The sequence below is a fragment of the Alkalihalophilus marmarensis DSM 21297 genome, from assembly GCF_000474275.2.
In the GTDB taxonomy this organism is placed as follows: domain Bacteria; phylum Bacillota; class Bacilli; order Bacillales; family Bacillaceae_D; genus Alkalihalophilus; species Alkalihalophilus marmarensis.
Map to the genome: position 1 here is coordinate 41131 of NZ_ATAE01000037.1, position 20654 is coordinate 61784.

Here is a 20654-nt window from a genome sequence, read left to right on the forward strand (position 1 = left end):
TTAGACGCCTTTTCTTATTTGTTCTAATGTGTTGTGATCTGTAGATTTCACTAATTTTACAATTAATTCTTTTGCCGCTGCGTAATCATCAATATGAATAATGGAAGCTGCTGTATGAATGTAGCGAGAGCAAATACCAATCACCGCTGAAGGTACCCCGTCCCCTGACATATGCACACGTCCTGCGTCTGTACCACCTTGTGAAATGAAATATTGGTATGGAATATTATGTGTCTCAGCGGTATCTAAAATAAATTCGCGCATACCGCGGTGAGTCACCATCGTACGATCTAGAATACGAAGAAGCGCTCCTTTTCCAAGGTGACCAAAGGCATCTTTTCCGCCTGTAGCATCGTTTGCTGGACTCGCATCTAGCGCATAGAAAATATCAGGCTTTATCATTTGAGCAGAAGTTTGAGCTCCTCTTAGTCCAACCTCTTCTTGAACGGTAGCTCCTGAATAAAGCGTATTAGGAAGCTTTTCATTTTGTAATTCTTTTAAAAGCTCAATGGAAAGCCCTACCCCGTAACGATTATCCCATGCTTTTGCTAAGATTTTTTTATCATTTGCCATAGGTGTAAACGGGCAAACCGGTACAATTTGCTGTCCAGGCTTAATGCCGATTTTCTTAGCGTCTTCTTTATCATCTGCGCCAATGTCAATATACATATGTTTAATTTCCATCGGCTTCTTACGTTGAGATTCTTCTAGAAGATGAGGCGGAGTTGAGCCTATGACTCCGATAACCGGACCGGCATCAGTCATAATCTGAACTCGTTGAGCAAGCAGCACTTGGCTCCACCAGCCACCTAATGTTTGAAAGCGAATTAACCCCTTTTCATTAATAGATGTCACCATAAAGCCAACTTCATCCATATGACCAGCTACCATAACCACAGGGCCTTCCGCGGCTCCCTTCTTCACACCAAAAATACTTCCTAGACGATCTTGAACGATTTCATCAGAGTATTTCTCAAGCTCTCCTCGGACAAACTTACGAACGTCGTGTTCAAATCCAGGGGCTCCTTGTAATTCTGTTAATGTTTTAAACATAGTAAGCGTATCTTGATTCATGACAAGCTCCTTTCGATACCCGAAAAATATATGTACATATTCATTTTATCTGAATCCTCTAGCAATTGCTACTTTGCCCCAATAAAGCTCTCATTTAAAAAGATTGAATAAACAATGACTCATTCCATTTAAATTGGAAAACGGCAGAAAGTTTCTGTATACTATATCTAGTCTTAGTAGTTTTGAAAAGTTAATGCTTCCTAAATATCACCTGACAAATCTAACGTAAGTGTGAAAGGATGATCATGATGAGTATAAAACGTTTTGCATTAGGAGTAGGTATTGGAGTTGTTGCAGGTTACTTCCTACGCCCAAGCCTTGAAGCAGAAAAAATATCACCTGAGAAAGCATTAAAAGAAGTAAAGAAAACCGTTTCGTCTACTCATGCCATATCAGGATCATGGATTCATATGATTCCTGAAACAGTAGAAAGAGAAAATGTACGTATGGAAGTATATCGTGGAGGAATCTCTACGACAACTGAATCAGGTACAGTACAATTCGAATTTCTAGCTGACACTAAGACTGGTACACTACTTGAGTTAAAAGCAGCATAAATTAAAGAGCGAGGCTGGGACCAGGTGTGTAACGAATGAGAATACCAGTGCGTATACACCGCTCCTTAAATCTACTACGCGTTTGCGTATTGTTCGCTCATTATATAAACACTTGGTTTGTCCCAGCCTCTATTTATTAGCTTGAATAAACGTATTGCTCACGTTCAATTGACTCGACTAATTCTCCGTTTTCATTCCACTTTACCGCTCGATATTTATAATCATGGTAGAACAGATACCACGCGTCTTTTTCTTTACCGTACGTTTGCCATTTCTGTTTATTGAAAATAGAATCCATTGGAAAATCATCATACGCAAGCACCCAAAGAGGATTGGCATGAGCATGAGTCGGCATAATATCGGCTAAGTGAATAAATGTCTCCCCACCATGTTCTAACACCAAGATACAATGTCCATCACTATGACCGCCTGTATGGACTAATTTCACTCCCGGGATTGGCTCAATTTCTTCCTTGAACGTCTTTACCTGCTGTTCAATCGGTTTCCAATTTTGTTCCCAATATGTATTTTGAGAGCGAACATTTGGATTCTTCATTTCATTCCACTCTGTATCTGAAGTATAAATGACAGCGTTCTCAAAAGTAGGCACCCATTGACCATCATCTTCCTTCGCAAGTCCTGATGCATGATCAAAGTGCATATGCGTCATAAGAACAATATCAATATCAGCTGTTGTCAAACCTAAATCTTTTAAATTACCTTCAATAGAGGATTCTTCTTTAATTCCATAATTACGCTTTTGCTTATCTGAAAAACGACCATTTCCAATTCCTGATTCCATCAGAATGTTTTTCCCATCCTTTTGTATTAAAATCGGATCCGTTCGAAGTTCAATCTGATTATTTTCGTTATGCGGGTATTTACGGCTCCATAATGGTTTAGGTACAACACCAAACATCGCACCGCCATCCATATGAGTTACTCCCCCGTTTAACCAAGTCAGTGACAATCCATCTCTTGTTATCTTTTCCATCAAAATACCCTCCACTCTTAATGATTTATTCTTCTTTATTTTATCATAATTCAAAACAATAAAACGCTTTCTTATTGTTTTATTGGTTGAATCATTAAGAAGATAAAATGGAACAAAAATAAAAACCCTTCTTACGAAGAGTTTTATTTGTTATTAAAATGTGCTTCTAGACGATAAATGCGCATTCCTTTTTGCGAGAATTTTTCCTCGTATTCAGTCATCACATTTCCTTCCATTGAACTTTTATGGAGATCTAAGCTAACTTGATTAAAAGCCATTCCAAAAGTGGACATACTATGAAGGGAATATTCAAATAACCCTTGATTATCGGTTTTAAAGTGAATCTCTCCATCTTCTTTTAACACTTTCTTATATAGAGTTAGGAAATTTCCATGTGTAAGACGACGCTTGGCATGCTTATTTTTAGGCCATGGATCTGTAAAGTTTATAAATAAACGATCAATCTCGCCTTCACCAAAGAAATCCAATAAATTCTCTACATCTTCATTTAAAAATACAACATTTTCCTGCTCAGTATCGCGAACTTTTTCCATCGCAGAAATTAAGACACTGTCATACTTCTCCACCCCAATGAAATTAACATCAGGGTGCAACTCACCCATCCCTGTTAAGAATTGACCTTTTCCTGTTCCTACTTCCACATATAGCGGCTTGTCGTTGCCAAACCATTCATGCCATTTATTTTTATTTTCGTGCGGGTTCTGAATAACAATGGATGGATATTTGTCCATCTCTTCTCTTGCCCACGGCTTGTGACGTAAACGCACCGTAATCACTCCTCCATTTCTTCAACTCAATCATGTATTATAACCTTTATAGTCAGCAATGTATATGAGCACTTCTATTTTGGCATTTTTTATGTTTCTGGGATTTCTGTTCTGAATACATACATGAGCAGATGCACACTCTATACGTGAAGGCTGCAAAATGACAGCTGGATCACAGCCGTTAGAAAAAAATGGAGAGTGATTGTATGCCCATTTCAAATCAACATAAAATTGGCTTGCTTTGTGATATTTTAAAGAACCAAGCAGACGAGCATTATATGACTGACGACGAAGCTTCACAGATTGCACGCTTGCTTCAATCCTTAAACAATGACCCTTCTGTAGATCAATCGGTTAAGCAAATCATTGGTGAAATTACCGAGCAGCATCAACTTAATCATGAACCTTTTTTACAAGAGAATGTCGAACAGTGGTTAACTAGTATGAATCAGATAACGTTCGACAGCAATACGGGACATTCCCCAGGAAATAACTACAAATAGTTATTTCCTCCTTCCTCATTTCCCCGCTTTGACAGCATTTGCACACAAAAAAGGCTGCTCCCTGTGGATCAGCCTTTTTTTTATATAATTTTGCAAATTCGTTATTCTTTATAATCCTCAACTAATAAGGAATGGAGGTATTCTTTAAATTTATCTACTTCAGTAAATTGTTTACGCTCATAATGCCAAAGAATAACTGAGATCGTTTGAGAAACCACATACCAATGCATCCTCTCACGCAATGATTCTCCGAGCAACAATCCATACTCTTTAATCCAGTCTTCCCATTCTTCAGGCGGGATATAGGAGTAGAGTAATAATCCTAGATCAAGAGCCGGGTCAGCAACAGTTGCACCGTCCCAATCAATTAAATATAGCTGCTCTCCCTCATCTTGAATCCAGTTGTTATGGTTAATATCACAATGACATACCACATAATGATCATACGAGACATCATTTAATTGAGATGCTAAAAAAGCCATCCCTGTTTCAATAATATCGTCTTCTACTTGATTTAATTGCAGCTGAACACGCAGGTTATCTACAATGACTTCTGGCGATAAAGGTTCATTTCCTATTCGCTTAAACATATCAAGCAGCTCGCTCGACCCGTGAATTTTAGCTAAAAGCTCCGCAACTTTTCGTTCTTTCATTTCATAAGCTTTTAACTCACGGCCTTTTACCCAACGCTGTGCCGTTACAACATCACCGTTTTCTAAGCGTTTAGTCCATAGCAGCTTCGGAACAATTCCTTCAGCAGAAAGAACAGCAAGAAATGGTGATGAATTGCGTTTCAGAAATACTTTCTGGTCACCTTGCTGGGCTATATATGCTTCACCTGTCGCTCCACCAGCTGGTTCCACCTTCCAGCCATCTCCTAAAAACATTTCCAACCAATTCACCCTCAATTTCCATTAACTTTCTTTTCACCTTACTGCATTATCTTCTTAGTATAGCGTATTTTGTCGTATTTACCTATCAAAAATTCAATCAATTTCATTAAATAATAATTAAAATAACAATCCAAACGCAGTGTTACATGCTGTATTAGCTACTTTACACAAAATAAGCAGAGTTTTAGTAAGCAACTCTGCTACGCTAATACATTATAGTATTCTTTAAGAATTGATTTCAATAGTATCAAAAAAGCTCGTTTACAGTCAATCACCTTCACTCTTTATCTTCCTGGTTCTCTCCCGTCATAACTTTAATAAAGAAGAAAAACTTACAGAAATCTCATGATATCGATTACATTTAGGGAGAATGTAAAAAGACGATTGACAGAAGTATTGTGGATTTGCTTCAATATTGAAAGTACCTAAAAGGAATGCAGCCGACGATTGTCATTATAGCTTAACTTAATTGGGATATCATATAGATAAGCATGGCTATTTGGTATAAACTAAGCTTGTCTAAAAGAGCTAACGAAAATCGTTATAATCGAAGAGCCGAACGGAGGATTTTAGTCAATGAGTCAACATCCAAACAGAGCACGTTTACTTATTTCATGTCAGGATAAACCTGGCATTGTATCAGCAGTGTCAACATTCCTTCATCAATATGATGCGAATATTGTTCAATCTGATCAATTTTCAACAGACCCTGAAGGCGGTATGTTTTTCATGAGAATTGAATTTGACCTAGGAAATTCAAGCCCTGATTTCCTTCGGTTTAAAAAAGAATTTCATACATTAGCCGATAAATTGGACTTTGAGTGGAAAATGGAGCTTGCGGCGAGAAAAAAACGCATGGCTATTTTAGTTTCCAAAGAGGATCACTGCTTATTAGAACTTTTATGGAGATGGCGTTCAGGTGAATTACAAGTGGATATTCCATTAATAATAAGTAACCACCCTACTAATAAACAAGTCGTGGAAAGCTATGGAATTCCTTTTTATCATGTACCTGTAACTCGTGATACAAAAGAAGAAGCTGAGCAAGAAGCGATTAATTTACTGAAACAGCATGATGTGGATTTCATTGTATTAGCACGCTATATGCAAATCCTTTCACCAACATTCGTAGAATCATTTCCTTATCGAATCATTAATATCCACCATTCATTCTTACCTGCCTTTATCGGAGCTAATCCATACGCGAAAGCATTCGAACGCGGGGTTAAATTAATTGGAGCAACAGCTCACTATGTAACAGATGATTTAGACGAAGGTCCGATCATCGAACAAGATGTTCTTCGTGTTAACCACCGCTACTCAACTCAGGAACTCCGTGTAGCAGGAAGAAATGTAGAAAGAATCGCGTTAGCCAGAGCCGTAGAATGGCACACAAACGACCAAGTCATCGTCTACGGAAACAAAACCGTCGTATTTTAAAGAAGAAAAGCGGAAGGGTTCGGTTAGGTATGAGGGGGATGGAGCTTTGACAATTAGAAGCGCTTTTGGCTTCGTTTGGCAAAGTGAAGCCACCGATTACCTGAACCCTGCAGCTAGACAGAAAAGCGGAATGACATGATCTGGCATGCGGTAAAATGAGGTGAAGCAATGAGAAGCGTTCTTTGCTTCGTTTGATTCACAAAAGTTTCTCGAAGGTCAATGTCATGAAGCTAGATAAGAAAAGCGATGGCGACTGACATGCGGTAAAATGAAGCCTCCTATTACCCGCACTTTAAAAGTCCAAATAAAAATCGATCCTAGATCTAGGATCGATTTTTATTGTAGTTTTTTGAGTTCTACGTTAATATAATCTTCTTCTTCTTTGGTCATTTTAGGTTCTATATAAATCAGATGGGCTCCCTCACGACCTTCTGGCAAGGCTAGTTCACCGTACTTCTTGATCCAAAGCAAAAGAGCTTCCTTTAATCCACGCTTTGCCTCTTTTACCGAATACCCAAAGCTGACACAACCTTCAGCTCCTATAATTTCTATCATAATTTCTGTCTGACCCGTCCAATCTGGCACACGCCGGACTTGCCAAGCATAATCATCAATTTTCGGTACTATCTGCATGGGCACCCTCCTCCTCAACTATTACGACGTCACGTGACTGTTTCAATAAACCGCCAGATGATTAAAGACGATTATATCAGCTAATCAAATGCACAAATAAAATCCCTATGCCTTGCATAGGGAACGTTTAACATCCTTACCTATTATACGGATTTCTTCTTTTAAATTCAATCTCGATCCGTTATTTGTAATCTTCAGTTAAGTCTCCTGATTTTCCATTCTTTGAAACGCCATCGTATGTGTATATCCTAGGAGAACTTCAGCTGTTTTTAATTGCTGATGTTTTATTGGAGAAGGATTTTTTGCAAGCTTGTAATGCCAATCTGCTTTGTTACGCTGATCAATGAATTCGACATTCTTACCTGTAAGGTGGCCGTCAATCAATCCATTCGGAGACAAGACTACCTTTCGAATGGGTATGCTTAACTCTTCAGCTTCTAAGATCGGTTTAATCACACCGCTCATTCTCGACAATGAGAGCAATGGACTGATTCGCTTTTTTTTCGTTTGGTCGATATACTCTGTCCAAAACCGTTCTGAACTCGCTTCAAATATACTATGTTTATGTCCATCTAGAAGGGCCACGCATATTACTTCATTTGGTGTAATCAAAATAATATCCAACTCAATAGGAGCTTTCTTAATATAGAAAACGGGCCTGTACATCACGAAGAAATTATCTGGCAGATGCTGAGTAAAAAAACGAAGGACCTCATCTCTTTTATAACGAGGGTGAAGGGAAGATTCTTCAAGTAAGGAAGAACTTGCCCATCTTAGTTGTGAATGAAATAGTTCCTGTAAGAACCTTTCTTTTACTTGCTCAAGACTAAGAGAAGGATCCACCTTTTCCTTTTCTTCCTCCACATCTAACTCTTCCATATTTGATTGGCTGCGCTTTGCTTTCCAGCTTTTCATCTTTCTAACAGCTTGACTGAAAAAACTGCCTTCTTTTTCTATTAATACCTCATCCCGGGACTCCTCGATGTTAGTATGGTCTGCCTGTTGAAGGCGCTCCCATTCAGTTTTTAGAAATTCCCATCTTTCTTTCTTCATTCTAGTAAACTGACTAGGGTATCTGTGAAGATCTGATTGATACCTTGAAACATAGTCTTCTAATTTAATTAAATGTGCCATCGTTATCCCCCCGACTCTTGGGTGAACCTATTCTAATAAAGAAATAGTACCATACCTTCTTTAAAATTAGAATGAATAGGCCAAGACTCCCCTTTTTTTCCACGATTCACCCAAACATTTACATGATTACCTGTTAGAAGAATACTGTAATGATTAATGCTACTACTATGGCACTAACAGTCATCGCAATAGAACTGGCGGCACCGTCTAGTTCCCCATTTTCAAATGCCTTTGCCGTTCCAATAGCATGGGACGCACAACCCATTCCTATTCCTCTACTGATCGGGTGAGTAATGTTAAACCATTTATATAAAAAAGGGGATAACACAGCCCCTCCTATACCTGCTATCATGACAAAAACGGCAGCTAAAGGGGCAGCACTGCCAAGATTATAAGCAATCTCCATCGCAACGGGTGTGGTAATAGACTTGGGAGCAAGGGCCCCGATGATGGAAGAATCAATCCCTAGCCATCTAGATAGGAGCACTCCGCTAAAAACGCCGATAAATGCACCTACTGTTATACTTAAAAGAATAGGGAGAATAAACCGTTTAAGCATAGGCAGCTGCTTGTATAAAGGAAAGGCAAGCGCCACAACTGCGGCACCTAGTAACTCATCTAACCATCTGCTTCCCTCTTTGTACAAGTGATAATCTATATCTAATAGAAGTAATAGCAGAATAATAGATAGTGTAGACGTCAAAATTGGCAATGTAAATGGATGAGAAAGACGTTTATAAAAGGTTTTGGCAAATCCATATATGATAATCGTTAAGGCAAGCATGATGATCGTTATACTCCATTCATTCATTACTATACTCCTTTCTATTAGGCTGCAGTCGTTTATTCTCCATTTTATGTATACACCATTGACTAACCAGTCCTGCGATTCCAAACACCAAGATTGTGCTTATTAGTGTAATGACAATTAATAAGGAGCCTTTACCGCGGAAGACATCAAAATATTCCATCACTCCTACAGTTACAGGAATAAAAAGCAACGGCATATGGCGTATTAAAAAGGTTGTCCCCTTTTCAATTCTTGTAACTGGGATGATTTTTGTTACGAGCAAGATAAATAATAAAAGCATGCCTATAATACTTCCAGGGATGGACAATGATAAAGCTTGCTGAATCCATACCCCTAACCTATAAAACCCATATAAAATAGCGATATGTATGAGTACTTGCATAAAAGAGACTACCTTCATCCGGTTATTCACCTCCTAAATTAAAACGTTGAATTTCTTTATATTTTGGACTTTGCTTCGGGTGGATTTCAATCAGCTGAAAATACGGTATATCCCACTCTACAAAGGATTCAGTAAATGGATCTTCTGACAATAAGAATTCCATTTGCCCAACCCATTTTTTGGCAATAGTCATATGTGGACGGTACGGTCTGTTGTCTGTACGCAGGTCTAAATTTTTACATACACCATTTATTTCTCTTTGGAGTTTATGAAGCTTTTCTAGATTGCCAAGAACATCTGCCCAAAGAATGCGCGGTGACCGTTCATTACCGAATGTGTTTAACCCGCCTATCCTTAAAGTAAGGCTAGAGAGTCCACTTGAGGTGAGGGTCTGATTTATCTGTTCAATCAATTCTTGCCTTTTCTTAGTTGATACAGCCCCTAGAAATACGAGCGTAATATGCAGATCATCTGGATGAGGCCATTGTTTAAATGGATATTGTTTTTTCAAATCAGCTAAGTGCTTACTATACAGTTCTTTAATTTCCGCGCTAACTGGCACTGACAAAAAATAATGTTGTTCGTTCATACTAAGACCACCTTTTTCATCCTAAGAACTCCTTTTATGAAACTGTCTTTTTGGGATACTCTTATAAATGATATTGTATCAAAAGAAAGAATGAATATAAGTAAAACATTTATTTATCATCTTTTCCTATCTTGTTAATAGGAAATCAAAACACAGCTGTGATAAACTATACGTATAGAAATCAGGATTGGATGTGGAATGATGAGAGTAGTTAATAATATGGCAGAATTAATTGGTCAAACGCCACTTGTAAAGTTAAATCGCATCCCAGCTCCAGGCGGTGCCAAAGTTTATCTCAAAATGGAAATGATGAACCCAAGCGGAAGTGTTAAAGATCGTGCTGCATACAATATGATTATAGAAGCCGAGAAACAAGGTCATTTAAAGGCAGGCTCAACCATCATTGAGCCAACAAGCGGAAATACAGGTATTGGCTTAGCGATGAATGCCGCAGCTAAAGGATACCGTGCGATTTTAGTCATGCCTGACACGATGTCACAAGAGCGAATTAATTTACTAAAGGCCTATGGTGCAGAGGTAGTACTGACAGAAGGCGATAAGAAAATGCCAGGTGCCATTGAAAAAGCGCATGAATTAGTAAAAGAAATACCAAATAGTTACATGCCTATGCAGTTTGAAAATGAAGCAAACTCAGATGCGCATCGCAAAACAACAGCTGTAGAAATTAAAACCGCGCTTGAAAGTGTAGATGAATCATTATCTGCTTTTGTAGCTGCATCAGGTACAGGCGGTACGATTACTGGTACAGGTGAAGAACTAAAACGTTTCTACCCAGATGCCTCTATTCATGTAGTAGAGCCTGCAGGTTCACCAGTCTTATCTGGAGGCAAGCCAGGACCTCATAAATTAGTCGGTACAAGTCCTGGATTTATCCCTCCTATCCTTAATGAGCAAGTGTATGATGAAATCTTGAAAATTGAAGATGAGGATGCTTACCGCGTTACACGAGAACTTGCCCAGCAAGAAGGGATTCTCGTCGGTCCATCTTCAGGTGCTGCTTGCTTTGCCGCGCTAGAAGTAGCTAAACGCTTATCACCTGAGGATGTGGTTGTAGCGATTGCTTGTGATACGGGTGAGCGTTATTTATCTACTGACTTATTCGAGTTTAATGATTAAAGTTTAATGACTAATAAGAAAAAGCGGAGAGATTAATGATCTCTCCGCTTTTATTATTTAGCAAGCTCATAAGTAGCCTCAGCATAAATAGCTGCCGCTTTAATTAAGTCATCTATTAAAATGTACTCATCCTTTTGATGGGCAACATCTTCTCTTCCAGGAAACATCGGACCAAAGGCTACGCCGACATCAAGAGAACGAGCATAGGTTCCTCCACCGATTGCAAGTAAATCGGCTTTCTCACCTGTTTGGCGTTCATACACTTCTTGAAGCGTTTTAATTAGAGGGTGGTCTCCCTCTACATAGCTTGGTGTCATATGATCAATCACCTTTATCTCGGCTTGATTATCACTTGCTGCCTGCTCTAACGTATGAATAATCTTGTCACCATCCGCCGTCACCGGATACCTGATATTTAATCCAACTGCAGCACTAGATCCCCGCTTGTATGAAACTTTACCAACATTCACAGTTAACGGACCAGATACTTCATCCTCTTCGTTTATACCGAACGTTCGACCATAAAAGTCTCCTAGACATTTCTCGCCTAACAGCGAAATAAAGGCCGGAAGTTTAGTTAACCGAAGCGAGTGCAAAAACTCAGCTAAGTAAAGGCCTGCATTTATTCCTCTCTCTGGTGTGGAGCCATGTGCAGATTTCCCAAGAATAGATAAAACGAGGGTTTCCTTCGTATGGTCAAAGGAACCTTCAAACGTTTTTTCTTCTAGAAAGGCGGAAAATGAAGCGATAATAGAGGCTAGGTGTTCCTCGTTCCCCTTCAACTTCACTTCTGCAGATTCTGGCACCATATTTAAACGTTCGCCTGACTTAAATGTTTCTAGTTTAACCTCTCCGTCTGAATCTTTTTCGGAGAATTTAAGTTCTACATCCATAATTCCCTTTTCTGCATGGATAATGGGAAAGTCAGCATCAGGTGCGAAGCCGATTGTCGGCATTTCTTCATGCTTAAAATAATGCTCTACACATCTCCAGTTGCTTTCCTCATCCGTACCGAAAATTATCCGAACACGCTTTGACAATTCTACATTTAATTCTTTTACTAAGGCTAAGGCAAAAAAAGCTGCAATTGTTGGACCTTTGTTATCTATTGCCCCTCTAGCAAACAGTTTCCCTTCCCGAATCACTGCAGCAAATGGCGGGCTTGTCCACCCCGTTCCTGCCGGCACCACATCGAGATGACATAATATACCTACACTCTCTTTTCCTGAGCCATGTTCTACATACCCCGCATATCCATCAAGATTCTTAACAGAAAAACCACGATCTTCACCTTCTGTTAACATATGTTGCAGTGCGTTTGCAATTCCCTTACCAAACGGCTGGCCTGCTGATGACGTCGACTCATCTAAAACACTGTTAATACGCAGAAACTCTTGAGTTTCATTTATTAACTGATCTTTTCTTTTTTCCACTTCTTTGAGCCAATTAATCTTCATTTTTCCGATTCTCCTTTACATACATAAACAATAGTCAAGCAAAACCTTTGCTAAATCTCAAGAATTATTATAGAATATAGGTGTCTGGAGGGTTCGATGTGATCATGTGTTTCTAAATCACTATCACGAACCAATATCAACATTACCTTGCTATAAGATAAAAATCAAATGACCCACTACAACCAAGATTTGTGTAATGCTCTTATTACGTTAAGATGAGAAATCATTTCTCACTCTTAGCTGGCAGCCAAGAGCCAGAAAATAAGAACGCATCTACATCTCATCCCCCTCTGACGGTAAGTGATCCGCTGTAGTCCTGCATATATATGTTTAAATAAGCATAGAATGTGCTAAAGGACTAGGTCATGATTATGAATAAGGAGTGGTTTTTTGAAAACTTCAACTGATCGTATGCTGACCCGTATTAAATCCATTTACCTCTACATCAAACAAAGGGGGACTGTCACGACGACTGAATTGGTTGAAGAATTCGGGATTACCCAACGCACCATCCAGCGTGACTTGAATGTACTAGAGTACAATAATCTTGTTAGCAGTCCTTCAAGAGGAAAATGGAGCGTAACAGACAGAAAAACACGCGTTTCTTAGTTTCTTTAACTTGAAATTGCTGTATGCTGGACACTACCTTACGAATTGATAACGACTTCTATGAGAACATGTATAATACTTAAAGCCACAAAAAGACGAAAGGAGCAGATCCTTTCGTCTTTTTGTGGCTTTGATTTTGTTCGTTGATTTCTTCTCTTCATTTTAGTTCTTCAAATTAGTTCTTCAAATTAGTTCTTCAAATTAGTTCTTCAAACAAGGCCAGCTTATCTTCTTCAGTCAACTCCCTGACCATGCCCTTTTCTAAACTTGGATCAAGCTTCAAGCCACCTATTGATATGCGCTTTAAAAACGTCACTTTCTTGTCTACTGCTTCAACCATTCTTTTTACTTGATGAAACTTTCCTTCAGTAATCGTTAATTCGATCTCCGATTGCTCACCTGCGGTAATGATGGTTAAATCAGCAGGTTTTGTTACATAGCCATCATCAAGGGTTACTCCCTTTTTAAATAAACCAATGTCCTCTTCTGTTACGGTTCCTTTTACTTTGGCATAATAGGTTTTTTTGACATGTTTCTTGGGTGACATCAAAGAGTGAGAAAATTTCCCGTCATTTGTAAGAAGCAGCATTCCTTCCGTATCTTTATCGAGCCTGCCAACCGGGAATGGATCATATAATAGATGCGATTCATCTAACAGGTCTATAACGGTTTTATGATGGTTGTCTTCCGTAGCAGAAATGACGCCTTGCGGTTTATTTAACATTAGATAAACGTACGGCTTATATTCTACCAGTTCGCCATGGACTGTCACATCGGATTGGTCAGGGTCTACTTGATATGAACCATCTTTTATAACCTTTTCATCAATTCGTACACTGCCGCTTTTAAGAACTTTTTTCACTTCTTTTCGTGAACCATATCCCATGTTCGAAAGCAATTTATCTAGCCTCATCCTCTTCACCTTTCTATCGATTACTTTATAGTAGATTTTAACTATTCGATTTCAATTCATCAATAATAGACTTTGCAAATCCACCCAGGTCATTGTTTAAGTACCCTCGAACCACACCAGGTGTAATCTGCTTTTGTATCTGTTTTGTTACCTGATTTGAAAGCTTCATCTCTTTGGCTTTAGCTTCAATTTGTATGAGCATTTTTAAGGTTTCTTTTGTAGCTAGTTTATTCGCGGCCAGTACATCCTCTTCACTCACCAGCTCCACCCTGAGAGCTGGAAAGAGTGTTTGAACTTTCTCTTTAAAGTGTCCGCATTCAGGCGGAATCGCTAATAAACCATCCTTATCCTTCAGCAATTGTGCCGCATGCCCAACTAGTTTACAAGGAAGCAATGTTCTTCCCTTTACTAGCGGCATCACATCTTTTTCTAATAAGGCAGTAGCAAAATGAAAAATAATGACATCTTCATCTAAGTGATGGATATGCTCTGTAAAGAATTCCTCATATGCATTCTTAGGAAGACAAACGAGCATCATTTCTGCCTTCTTAAGTTCTTCTTTTTTAACTGGGACTGCAAATGGATACTGACTTGCGAGCTCCCTTACTGTCTTCTGATTTCTTCCGTACACTCCAACTTGGTCATGTTTTATTTGAGAGAGCAACGCTTTACTTAGACGTCCTGAGCCTATGATAATAACCATTTTGACCCCTCCTGTTTAAATAATAAAAGAGCTGCAATCTGGTGATTAACAGCTCTTATGAAGCAATCTCTTCGGTTTGGAACATATAGTGGCGGGTACGCATTCCCACATTCAAGACAATTCCAACGGCCAGCATATTCGTTATAAGCGAACTACCGCCGTAGCTGATAAACGGAAGAGCAAGACCGGTAATCGGCATTAATCCGATCGTCATCGCGATGTTTTGGAATACTTGGAACACAAGTAACCCAATTACACCAGCTACTAAATACGTTCCATATAAGTTATTACATGTCAGCGCAATGATAATCATGCGATAAAAAATCAAGAAATACGTAACAAGTAAAACTGTAGCTCCTATAAAACCAAACTCCTCACCGATTACGGTAAAGATAAAGTCGGTATGAATCTCTGGTATCGTATCACTTTGTGTTTGCACACCTTGTAGATAGCCGCTTCCATAAAGCTGACCTGAACCAATACCACGGATAGCCTGCGTTAACTGATAGCCGTAGCCAGACGCATATCCTTCTGGGTCAAGCCAGCCATAAATTCTCTCGAGCTGATGCTGTGCAATAATCTTAGTAAATATTTCAAAATGATTATTGTGGAGCCAGACTAAGGAAATAATCCCCGTGACAGCAGATAAGCCTAAAAAGCCAAGAATCCTCCATGCAATACCTGACATTAACAGCATTGTAGCAATAATACTTGCAATAACAAGTGCTGTACCTAAGTCTGGCTGCTGAAGTATGAGAAAGAATGGAGGCAACCCTACCGCTAGAACTTTAGCCACCACAATCATATCTGATTTGAAGTCTTTTTCCCTTCGCTCTGTCGTAATCTTGTACAGCAGATGGGCTAAAGCTAATATAACAAAGATCTTAACAAATTCAGAAGGCTGCGGCTGTGCAAAACCTAGGTTTAGCCAGCGCGTTGACCCGTTTCTAAATACCCCGAGCGGAGTAAATGAAACAAGCATCAGTGCAATCATTCCTATTGCATAAAGCGGAATCGAAAAGTTTTTAAATAAATCGTAATCCATTACCATCACAAATGCCATGACGAGAGTACCAGCAACAAAGAATATGACCTGCCTTCTTAAGAATAAGGTAGGGTCACTGCTGAAATACTGCCCAGATCCGCTATAGATAGCCAGCAGACTAAAACACATCAACACAAACAAGAGAAAAAGCAATGTATAATCAATTTGTTGCAAATTTGTTTTACGTTCTTCCATTGTCTCCTCCAAACGAAACAACTACACCTATACGCACTTAGGCAGTCAACGGTTCATCTTCATGCTGGTTTAGCCGCTTTTGCCGGATGTTATTTCTAGATATATTTGCAAGTATCGCTATTGATACTAATGTAACAAGCAACGAAGATCCCCCGTTACTAACGAGCGGAAGCGGAATTCCTGTAATAGGCAAGAGTCCTGATACTGCTCCCACATTAAAAATAACTTGAATAGCAATTTGGAACACAATTCCAAATGCTAGCAAACTGCCAAATGGACTTTTACAGCGAGTTCCAATAATAACACCACGGAACAAAATTAACCCATGACATGCTAATACGAAGATAACGCCTAAAAAACCTAATTCTTCTGAGACAATCGCTAAAATAAAATCAGTATGTGCCTCAGGTAAGTATAGAAGCTTTTGTACACTTTGTCCAAGCCCCGTACCTGTTAATCCCCCATGAGCAATTGCTATGTAGGAATTAACGAGTTGAAGTCCATCGCCGAATTGATCGGAAAATGGATCTGTAAAAGAAGTAAGACGCCTTATTCGGTAAGGCTCTGTAATAGCGAGGGTCGCAAACAGACCGCCTCCTACAAGCCCCAATCCTAATAAATGTCTAAACCTAGCCCCTGAAAAGAAAACAATTAATAAAGAAACCATTAAAATCGATGTAGCAGTACCTAGGTCTGGCTGAAGCATAATCAGTCCAAAAATAACCGCCACCACAACGAGCGGCGGAAGAACCCCTTTGATAAACTGATCAATATACACTTGTTTTTTGGAATAGACATGTGCAAGGTAAATGACAATTCCGATCTTAACAAATTCTGAGGGCTGCAAATTAAGCGGACCAATACGAATCCAGCGCTGGGCCCCTCCTACTTCATAACCTAATGGGGTTTTAACAAGGATTAAGGATAATACCATAAACCCGACAATAACGATGGCAAGCTTTCTGTATAGCCGGTATGGAAAGTGCATGAAGAATAAAAAAGCTGGTATGGCAAGCAAGAACCACACAGCTTGTCTTGTAATAAAATGATAAGGATTATTAAACTTATCAATCGCCAATACATAACTTGAGCTAAATACCATTAACAGACCGAACCCAGCTAATAGGAACGTTGTAATGATAAGAACCCAATCATTATCTTTAATAAATGAATATTTCATCCGGTCCCCCAACTTGTTCAGTCTTTATTTTTTTCCATGACTGTTCTAGCTTGATTCATTATATCAAACGACTGAAATTAGAAAAAGGGGCTTTCGTTGCCAACACTTGTCGAAATAACGGCGTTTAGACAAGATTCATCATATCCTTCAATATTTTACATGATTACGTAAAAAAAGAAAGACCATTAAAAGACCATTAATTGAAGATCAAAATTGAAAAAGCTGACTGCCACGGCAATCAGCTTCTCTCACCTATTCCTTTAACTATTTTCTTTGGCGGCCTTTTTTCGTTTTAGAAAGCGAAAACGGTGGCCTAATACTTTTTCTGCAAGACCAGATCGGTATACTAAATACCCATAAACAAGAGCACCGATTCCAACACCAATGAACATAAGAATAAAGCTGTTCAGTCTTCTATCAAGAGGCATAAACGATTGAAGTCCGTTAATAGCTAATATGACCGCTCCTGCCATGACCCCTGAAAACATTAATACAAGAAGGAATCGTTTAAAAATTGAGGAGTAATCAAATTGCGCATAGCGGCCAATCGCCCACACATTAATCATAATCCCTACTAGGTAACCAGCATAAGTCGATACAATCGCCCCAGCCGGCCCCATTAGAAGGAGCATCAAATAATTTAAAGCTAATTTAACTAATAGAGCTGCTACAAGAGATAAGACTGCTTGCTTTTGACGATTCATCCCTTGCAGAATCGCAGCTGTTACAGCAAATAGGGAGAATAGCAGCGTCATAGGTCCATAATATTGTAAAACCATTCCGCCAATCGCTAAATCTTCAAGTCCATAAAGTGAAGCAAACACTGGGTAAGCAAGAGCTGCCATTCCTACTGCGGCTGGTACAGAGATAAATAAAATAATCTGATACGTCTGAGTGATTTGTCGCTGCAAGGCATCGTGATCACCGGAAGTAAAAGACTTTGTAATCGTCGGCACTAAAGTAATAGACAATGCCGTTGCTAAAGCCATCGGTATAAGCACAATCTTATGAACAGATTGGTTTAGCGCACCAAAGAATGCCTCGGAAACTGCTTCATAGGAAGTACCTGAAAGAGCGTTATTTACGGTGAATAAATCAACATACTGAAACAAAGGAATGGCTAAGCCAACAAATGATAAAGGCAGTGCATAAGCAATCAGCTCCTTATACATTTGAGGAAGAGTTAAGTCATGCCTTATCGTACTTTCTTCTACTTGCTTTAAAATATGTTTTCTTCGTTTAAACCAATAATATAAAAGAACCGCAAGACCGCCAAGCCCCCCGACAAAGGCGCCGAATGTAGCAAATCCGACGGCTAAACCGATACCGCCATCGCCAACCCCTACAATTATAAAGGCCATTGCAAGGATAAAAGAAATACGAACAATCTGTTCAACTACTTGTGACACACTCGTCGGCCCCATGGATTGAAACCCTTGGAAATACCCTCGAATAACAGCCATCACCGGGACAATGATCAGCGCAACACTGACCATACGGATGGTGAAAATAACATCTGCTTGAGTGTTACCGCCAGGCTTTTCCACCGGAAGAATACTAGGTGCCAAGACAGGAGCCAAAAGAAACAACGTCAAAAATGCTAAAAACCCAGTTATAGACATAAATAATAAGCCAGATTTAAATAATCGATGACCGGTTTCATAATCTCCTAGTGAATGATATTTAGAAACAAACTTTGATACGGCTAAAGGAACACCGAGTGTCGCTAAACTTAATATGACTACATATTGTGCATATCCGTATCCATATAAAGCAAGACCTACTTGTCCTACTAGCGCAGAAAACGGAACAATATAGACAAAACCAAGGATCTTCGAGATAAGCGTCGCAGCCGTTAAAACCATTGTGCCACGCATTAATTTTTGATCAGCCATCTTTTCCTCCTACTTTTACTAGAACACTTCGTAACAAACGACCTCTATTTTTTACTTCTAAAAATGATATTTAACACTAGTAAGCATTGTAGCATAGAGACACACTAAATATTTAGTAATTATATAAAAAAGTCTAATCGAGAAATAACTGCATTTGAGATAAAGCTTACATTCATTAAAATGTGCGACATATCAAGACAAACTTCCTTTTGCCTATAAAAGATGCTACTCTAAAACAATCAAATGAAGATAAATAAGGTGATATAAATGAATAAACACGTAATTGTCATTGGCGGCGGTCCAGCCGGGCTAATGGCTTCTATTGCTGCAGCGGAACATGGAGCAAATGTGACGCTTCTTGATAAAGGAAATAAACTTGGTCGAAAGCTGGCTATTTCAGGAGGCGGCCGCTGCAATGTGACAAACAGAATGGACCTGCAGGAATTAATTGCTCACATCCCTGGAAATGGCCGGTTTATGCACAGCCCGTTTTCTGTCTTTAATAATGAAGACATTATTACCTTCTTTGAAGGGCTTGGTATCGAGTTAAAAGAAGAAGACCGAGGCAGAATGTTTCCGGTTAATGATAAAGCAACGACCGTTGTTTCTACTCTTCTAAAGCGTGTTCGTGCACTGAATGTCAATATCCGAACAAATACAGGAGTAAAATCCCTGCAATTTAACGAGGAAAAAGTCCACTCTGTTCAATTACAAAATGGTGAAACTCTTGAGGCTGATGCTGTTATCGTCGCTACAGGCGGGAAATCAGTACCTCATACCGGCAGTACAGGTGATGCATATCCATGGGCAGAGCAAGCTGGACATACGATTACAGAACTCTACCCTACTGAAGTTCCGATCACATCAAATGAGCGCTTTATTAAACAAAAGCAGCTCCAAGGCTTGTCCCTTAGAGACATTCATCTCTCTGTGATCAACCCAAAAGGAAAAGTGATCAAAACTCATGACGGTGATATGATTTTTACTCACTTTGGAATTTCCGGGCCAGCTGCTCTTCGCTGCAGCCAGTATGTGGTTAAAGCATTAAAGAAATTTTCCGTTAAGACCATTGAAATGCAACTTGACCTTTTTCCTGACACTAATAAAGAAATGCTCTTTCAAGATTTAGTGAAACGGGTCAAAGAGGAACCAAAAAAATCCTTAAAAAACTTATTAAAAGGCTTTGTACCTGAACGCTTTCTTTTATTTATGTTCGAGCAGCTGGACCTAGATAGTACTCAGGCAGCTAACACTTTTTCACATGACCGCTTACGTGACATTGCCGGCTTTTGTAAGGCCTTTTCTTTTAAAGCAAATGGTACGCTTTCTATAGAAAAAGCGTTTGTTACAGGCGGAGGCGTTTCTGTTAAAGAAGTAGAACCGAAAACAATGCAGTCTAAGAAGAAGCAAGGTCTCTTCTTCTGCGGAGAAGTATTAGATATTCATGGATATACAGGAGGATATAATATTACCTGCGCCTTCTCTACTGGCTACACGGCCGGGAAAGCAGCAGGCGAGCTAGTCAGCTCATTATAGGGGAATTTAAGTTATTCACAATTCCACAGATCACTCCCCTTTATAAACCAATATTTGTCCGTTTGTATTTCAACAGACTGTGCATAACTCGTTTTTCACCCACAAGTTATACACAGTCTGTTAGTATTTTCTGAAAATTTGTTGATAACGCTTTCTTTATTAACAAATTTATGTGGATATAATGTG

The 20654-nt window shown here is 39.2% G+C and carries 21 protein-coding genes; 6 read left to right on the forward strand and 15 right to left on the reverse strand.

Annotated elements, in window-relative coordinates:
• Positions 1–1074, reverse strand: a complete 1074-nt coding sequence (locus tag A33I_RS13460) for a M42 family metallopeptidase (RefSeq protein ID WP_022628887.1) — start codon at positions 1072–1074, stop codon at positions 1–3.
• 248 nt (positions 1075–1322) lie between these two features.
• On the opposite strand from A33I_RS13460, the gene A33I_RS13465 reads away from it, so the two are divergent.
• Complete coding sequence (locus tag A33I_RS13465; RefSeq protein ID WP_022628888.1) at positions 1323–1631, forward strand: PepSY domain-containing protein; 309 nt, start codon at positions 1323–1325, stop codon at positions 1629–1631.
• A gap of 136 nt (positions 1632–1767) precedes the next feature.
• On the opposite strand, the gene A33I_RS13470 is transcribed toward A33I_RS13465, so the two are convergent.
• Positions 1768–2625: a YtnP family quorum-quenching lactonase gene (locus A33I_RS13470; protein ID WP_022628889.1), complete on the reverse strand. Its 858-nt coding sequence runs from the start codon at positions 2623–2625 to the stop codon at positions 1768–1770.
• 143 nt (positions 2626–2768) lie between these two features.
• A complete protein-coding gene (trmB, locus tag A33I_RS13475; protein ID WP_022628890.1) occupies positions 2769–3413 on the reverse strand; it encodes a tRNA (guanosine(46)-N7)-methyltransferase TrmB in 645 nt (214 codons plus the stop codon).
• A 206-nt stretch (positions 3414–3619) separates the two neighbouring features.
• On the opposite strand from trmB, the gene A33I_RS13480 reads away from it, so the two are divergent.
• Entirely contained in the window at positions 3620–3916 is a 297-nt protein-coding gene (locus A33I_RS13480; protein WP_022628891.1) for a YtzH-like family protein, read from the forward strand.
• A 101-nt stretch (positions 3917–4017) separates the two neighbouring features.
• Here the strand turns inward: A33I_RS13480 and A33I_RS13485 are convergent, their stop codons facing one another.
• Positions 4018–4803, reverse strand: coding sequence for a phosphotransferase (locus A33I_RS13485; RefSeq protein WP_420796760.1), 786 nt, complete (start codon positions 4801–4803; stop codon positions 4018–4020).
• A gap of 582 nt (positions 4804–5385) precedes the next feature.
• Here A33I_RS13485 and purU point away from each other — a divergent pair.
• The gene (gene purU, locus A33I_RS13490) at positions 5386–6249 is read left to right on the forward strand and encodes a formyltetrahydrofolate deformylase (protein WP_022628893.1); all 864 of its coding nucleotides are present in this window, start codon (positions 5386–5388) and stop codon (positions 6247–6249) included.
• A 336-nt stretch (positions 6250–6585) separates the two neighbouring features.
• Here purU and A33I_RS13495 read toward each other — a convergent pair whose 3' ends face one another.
• The 5 genes from A33I_RS13495 to thpR form a co-directional block, all read right to left on the reverse strand.
• On the reverse strand, positions 6586–6882 hold the full coding sequence (locus A33I_RS13495) for a hypothetical protein (protein ID WP_022628895.1): 297 nt from the start codon (positions 6880–6882) through the stop codon (positions 6586–6588).
• Between the two features lie 198 nt (positions 6883–7080).
• Positions 7081–8016, reverse strand: a complete 936-nt coding sequence (locus A33I_RS13500; RefSeq protein ID WP_022628896.1) for a nuclease-related domain-containing protein — start codon at positions 8014–8016, stop codon at positions 7081–7083.
• A gap of 133 nt (positions 8017–8149) precedes the next feature.
• Positions 8150–8827, reverse strand: coding sequence for an LrgB family protein (locus A33I_RS13505; protein ID WP_022628897.1), 678 nt, complete (start codon positions 8825–8827; stop codon positions 8150–8152).
• The gene (locus A33I_RS13510) at positions 8820–9227 is read right to left on the reverse strand and encodes a CidA/LrgA family protein (protein WP_022628898.1); all 408 of its coding nucleotides are present in this window, start codon (positions 9225–9227) and stop codon (positions 8820–8822) included. Before A33I_RS13510 ends, A33I_RS13505 begins: the two co-directional genes overlap by 8 nt.
• A 4-nt stretch (positions 9228–9231) precedes the next feature.
• Positions 9232–9798, reverse strand: a complete 567-nt coding sequence (thpR, locus tag A33I_RS13515) for an RNA 2',3'-cyclic phosphodiesterase (protein ID WP_022628899.1) — start codon at positions 9796–9798, stop codon at positions 9232–9234.
• Between the two features lie 201 nt (positions 9799–9999).
• Here thpR and cysK point away from each other — a divergent pair, with 201 nt between their 5' ends.
• A complete protein-coding gene (gene cysK, locus A33I_RS13520) occupies positions 10000–10935 on the forward strand; it encodes a cysteine synthase A (RefSeq protein WP_022628900.1) in 936 nt (311 codons plus the stop codon).
• A 53-nt stretch (positions 10936–10988) separates the two neighbouring features.
• On the opposite strand, the gene pepV is transcribed toward cysK, so the two are convergent.
• Positions 10989–12392, reverse strand: a complete 1404-nt coding sequence (pepV, locus tag A33I_RS13525; RefSeq protein ID WP_022628901.1) for a dipeptidase PepV — start codon at positions 12390–12392, stop codon at positions 10989–10991.
• 390 nt (positions 12393–12782) lie between these two features.
• Here pepV and A33I_RS13530 point away from each other — a divergent pair, with 390 nt between their 5' ends.
• Complete coding sequence (locus tag A33I_RS13530; protein ID WP_012960148.1) at positions 12783–13001, forward strand: DeoR family transcriptional regulator; 219 nt, start codon at positions 12783–12785, stop codon at positions 12999–13001.
• A gap of 196 nt (positions 13002–13197) precedes the next feature.
• Here A33I_RS13530 and A33I_RS13535 read toward each other — a convergent pair whose 3' ends face one another.
• From A33I_RS13535 to A33I_RS13555, 5 genes are all read right to left on the reverse strand, one after another.
• Positions 13198–13914, reverse strand: a complete 717-nt coding sequence (locus A33I_RS13535; RefSeq protein WP_022628902.1) for a pseudouridine synthase — start codon at positions 13912–13914, stop codon at positions 13198–13200.
• A 37-nt stretch (positions 13915–13951) separates the two neighbouring features.
• Positions 13952–14617, reverse strand: a complete 666-nt coding sequence (locus A33I_RS13540; protein ID WP_022628903.1) for an NAD(P)-binding domain-containing protein — start codon at positions 14615–14617, stop codon at positions 13952–13954.
• A gap of 55 nt (positions 14618–14672) precedes the next feature.
• A complete protein-coding gene (gene rodA / locus A33I_RS13545) occupies positions 14673–15857 on the reverse strand; it encodes a rod shape-determining protein RodA (protein WP_022628904.1) in 1185 nt (394 codons plus the stop codon).
• A gap of 37 nt (positions 15858–15894) precedes the next feature.
• The gene (gene ftsW / locus A33I_RS13550) at positions 15895–17037 is read right to left on the reverse strand and encodes a putative lipid II flippase FtsW (RefSeq protein ID WP_022628905.1); all 1143 of its coding nucleotides are present in this window, start codon (positions 17035–17037) and stop codon (positions 15895–15897) included.
• Positions 17038–17297: 260 nt separating this feature from the next.
• Positions 17298–18932: a putative polysaccharide biosynthesis protein gene (locus A33I_RS13555; protein WP_022628906.1), complete on the reverse strand. Its 1635-nt coding sequence runs from the start codon at positions 18930–18932 to the stop codon at positions 17298–17300.
• Positions 18933–19199: 267 nt separating this feature from the next.
• Between A33I_RS13555 and A33I_RS13560 the strand changes: the two genes are divergently transcribed.
• Positions 19200–20468, forward strand: a complete 1269-nt coding sequence (locus A33I_RS13560) for a BaiN/RdsA family NAD(P)/FAD-dependent oxidoreductase (RefSeq protein ID WP_022628907.1) — start codon at positions 19200–19202, stop codon at positions 20466–20468.
• Positions 20469–20654 lie beyond the last annotated feature (186 nt).

Bases quoted from the DNA above. Each gene is read 5' to 3' on its own strand.
- A33I_RS13460 (WP_022628887.1), bottom strand. From the start codon at position 1,074: ATGAATCAAGATACGCTTACTATGTTTAAAACATTAACAGAATTACAA.
- A33I_RS13465 (WP_022628888.1), top strand. From the start codon at position 1,323: ATGAGTATAAAACGTTTTGCATTAGGAGTAGGTATTGGAGTTGTTGCA.
- A33I_RS13470 (WP_022628889.1), bottom strand. From the start codon at position 2,625: ATGGAAAAGATAACAAGAGATGGATTGTCACTGACTTGGTTAAACGGG.
- A33I_RS13480 (WP_022628891.1), top strand. From the start codon at position 3,620: ATGCCCATTTCAAATCAACATAAAATTGGCTTGCTTTGTGATATTTTA.
- A33I_RS13485 (WP_420796760.1), bottom strand. From the start codon at position 4,803: ATGTTTTTAGGAGATGGCTGGAAGGTGGAACCAGCTGGTGGAGCGACA.
- purU (WP_022628893.1), top strand. From the start codon at position 5,386: ATGAGTCAACATCCAAACAGAGCACGTTTACTTATTTCATGTCAGGAT.
- A33I_RS13495 (WP_022628895.1), bottom strand. From the start codon at position 6,882: ATGCAGATAGTACCGAAAATTGATGATTATGCTTGGCAAGTCCGGCGT.
- A33I_RS13500 (WP_022628896.1), bottom strand. From the start codon at position 8,016: ATGGCACATTTAATTAAATTAGAAGACTATGTTTCAAGGTATCAATCA.
- A33I_RS13505 (WP_022628897.1), bottom strand. From the start codon at position 8,827: ATGAATGAATGGAGTATAACGATCATCATGCTTGCCTTAACGATTATC.
- A33I_RS13510 (WP_022628898.1), bottom strand. From the start codon at position 9,227: ATGAAGGTAGTCTCTTTTATGCAAGTACTCATACATATCGCTATTTTA.
- thpR (WP_022628899.1), bottom strand. From the start codon at position 9,798: ATGAACGAACAACATTATTTTTTGTCAGTGCCAGTTAGCGCGGAAATT.
- cysK (WP_022628900.1), top strand. From the start codon at position 10,000: ATGAGAGTAGTTAATAATATGGCAGAATTAATTGGTCAAACGCCACTT.
- pepV (WP_022628901.1), bottom strand. From the start codon at position 12,392: ATGAAGATTAATTGGCTCAAAGAAGTGGAAAAAAGAAAAGATCAGTTA.
- A33I_RS13535 (WP_022628902.1), bottom strand. From the start codon at position 13,914: ATGAGGCTAGATAAATTGCTTTCGAACATGGGATATGGTTCACGAAAA.
- A33I_RS13540 (WP_022628903.1), bottom strand. From the start codon at position 14,617: ATGGTTATTATCATAGGCTCAGGACGTCTAAGTAAAGCGTTGCTCTCT.
- rodA (WP_022628904.1), bottom strand. From the start codon at position 15,857: ATGGAAGAACGTAAAACAAATTTGCAACAAATTGATTATACATTGCTT.
- ftsW (WP_022628905.1), bottom strand. From the start codon at position 17,037: ATGAAATATTCATTTATTAAAGATAATGATTGGGTTCTTATCATTACA.
- A33I_RS13555 (WP_022628906.1), bottom strand. From the start codon at position 18,932: ATGGCTGATCAAAAATTAATGCGTGGCACAATGGTTTTAACGGCTGCG.
- A33I_RS13560 (WP_022628907.1), top strand. From the start codon at position 19,200: ATGAATAAACACGTAATTGTCATTGGCGGCGGTCCAGCCGGGCTAATG.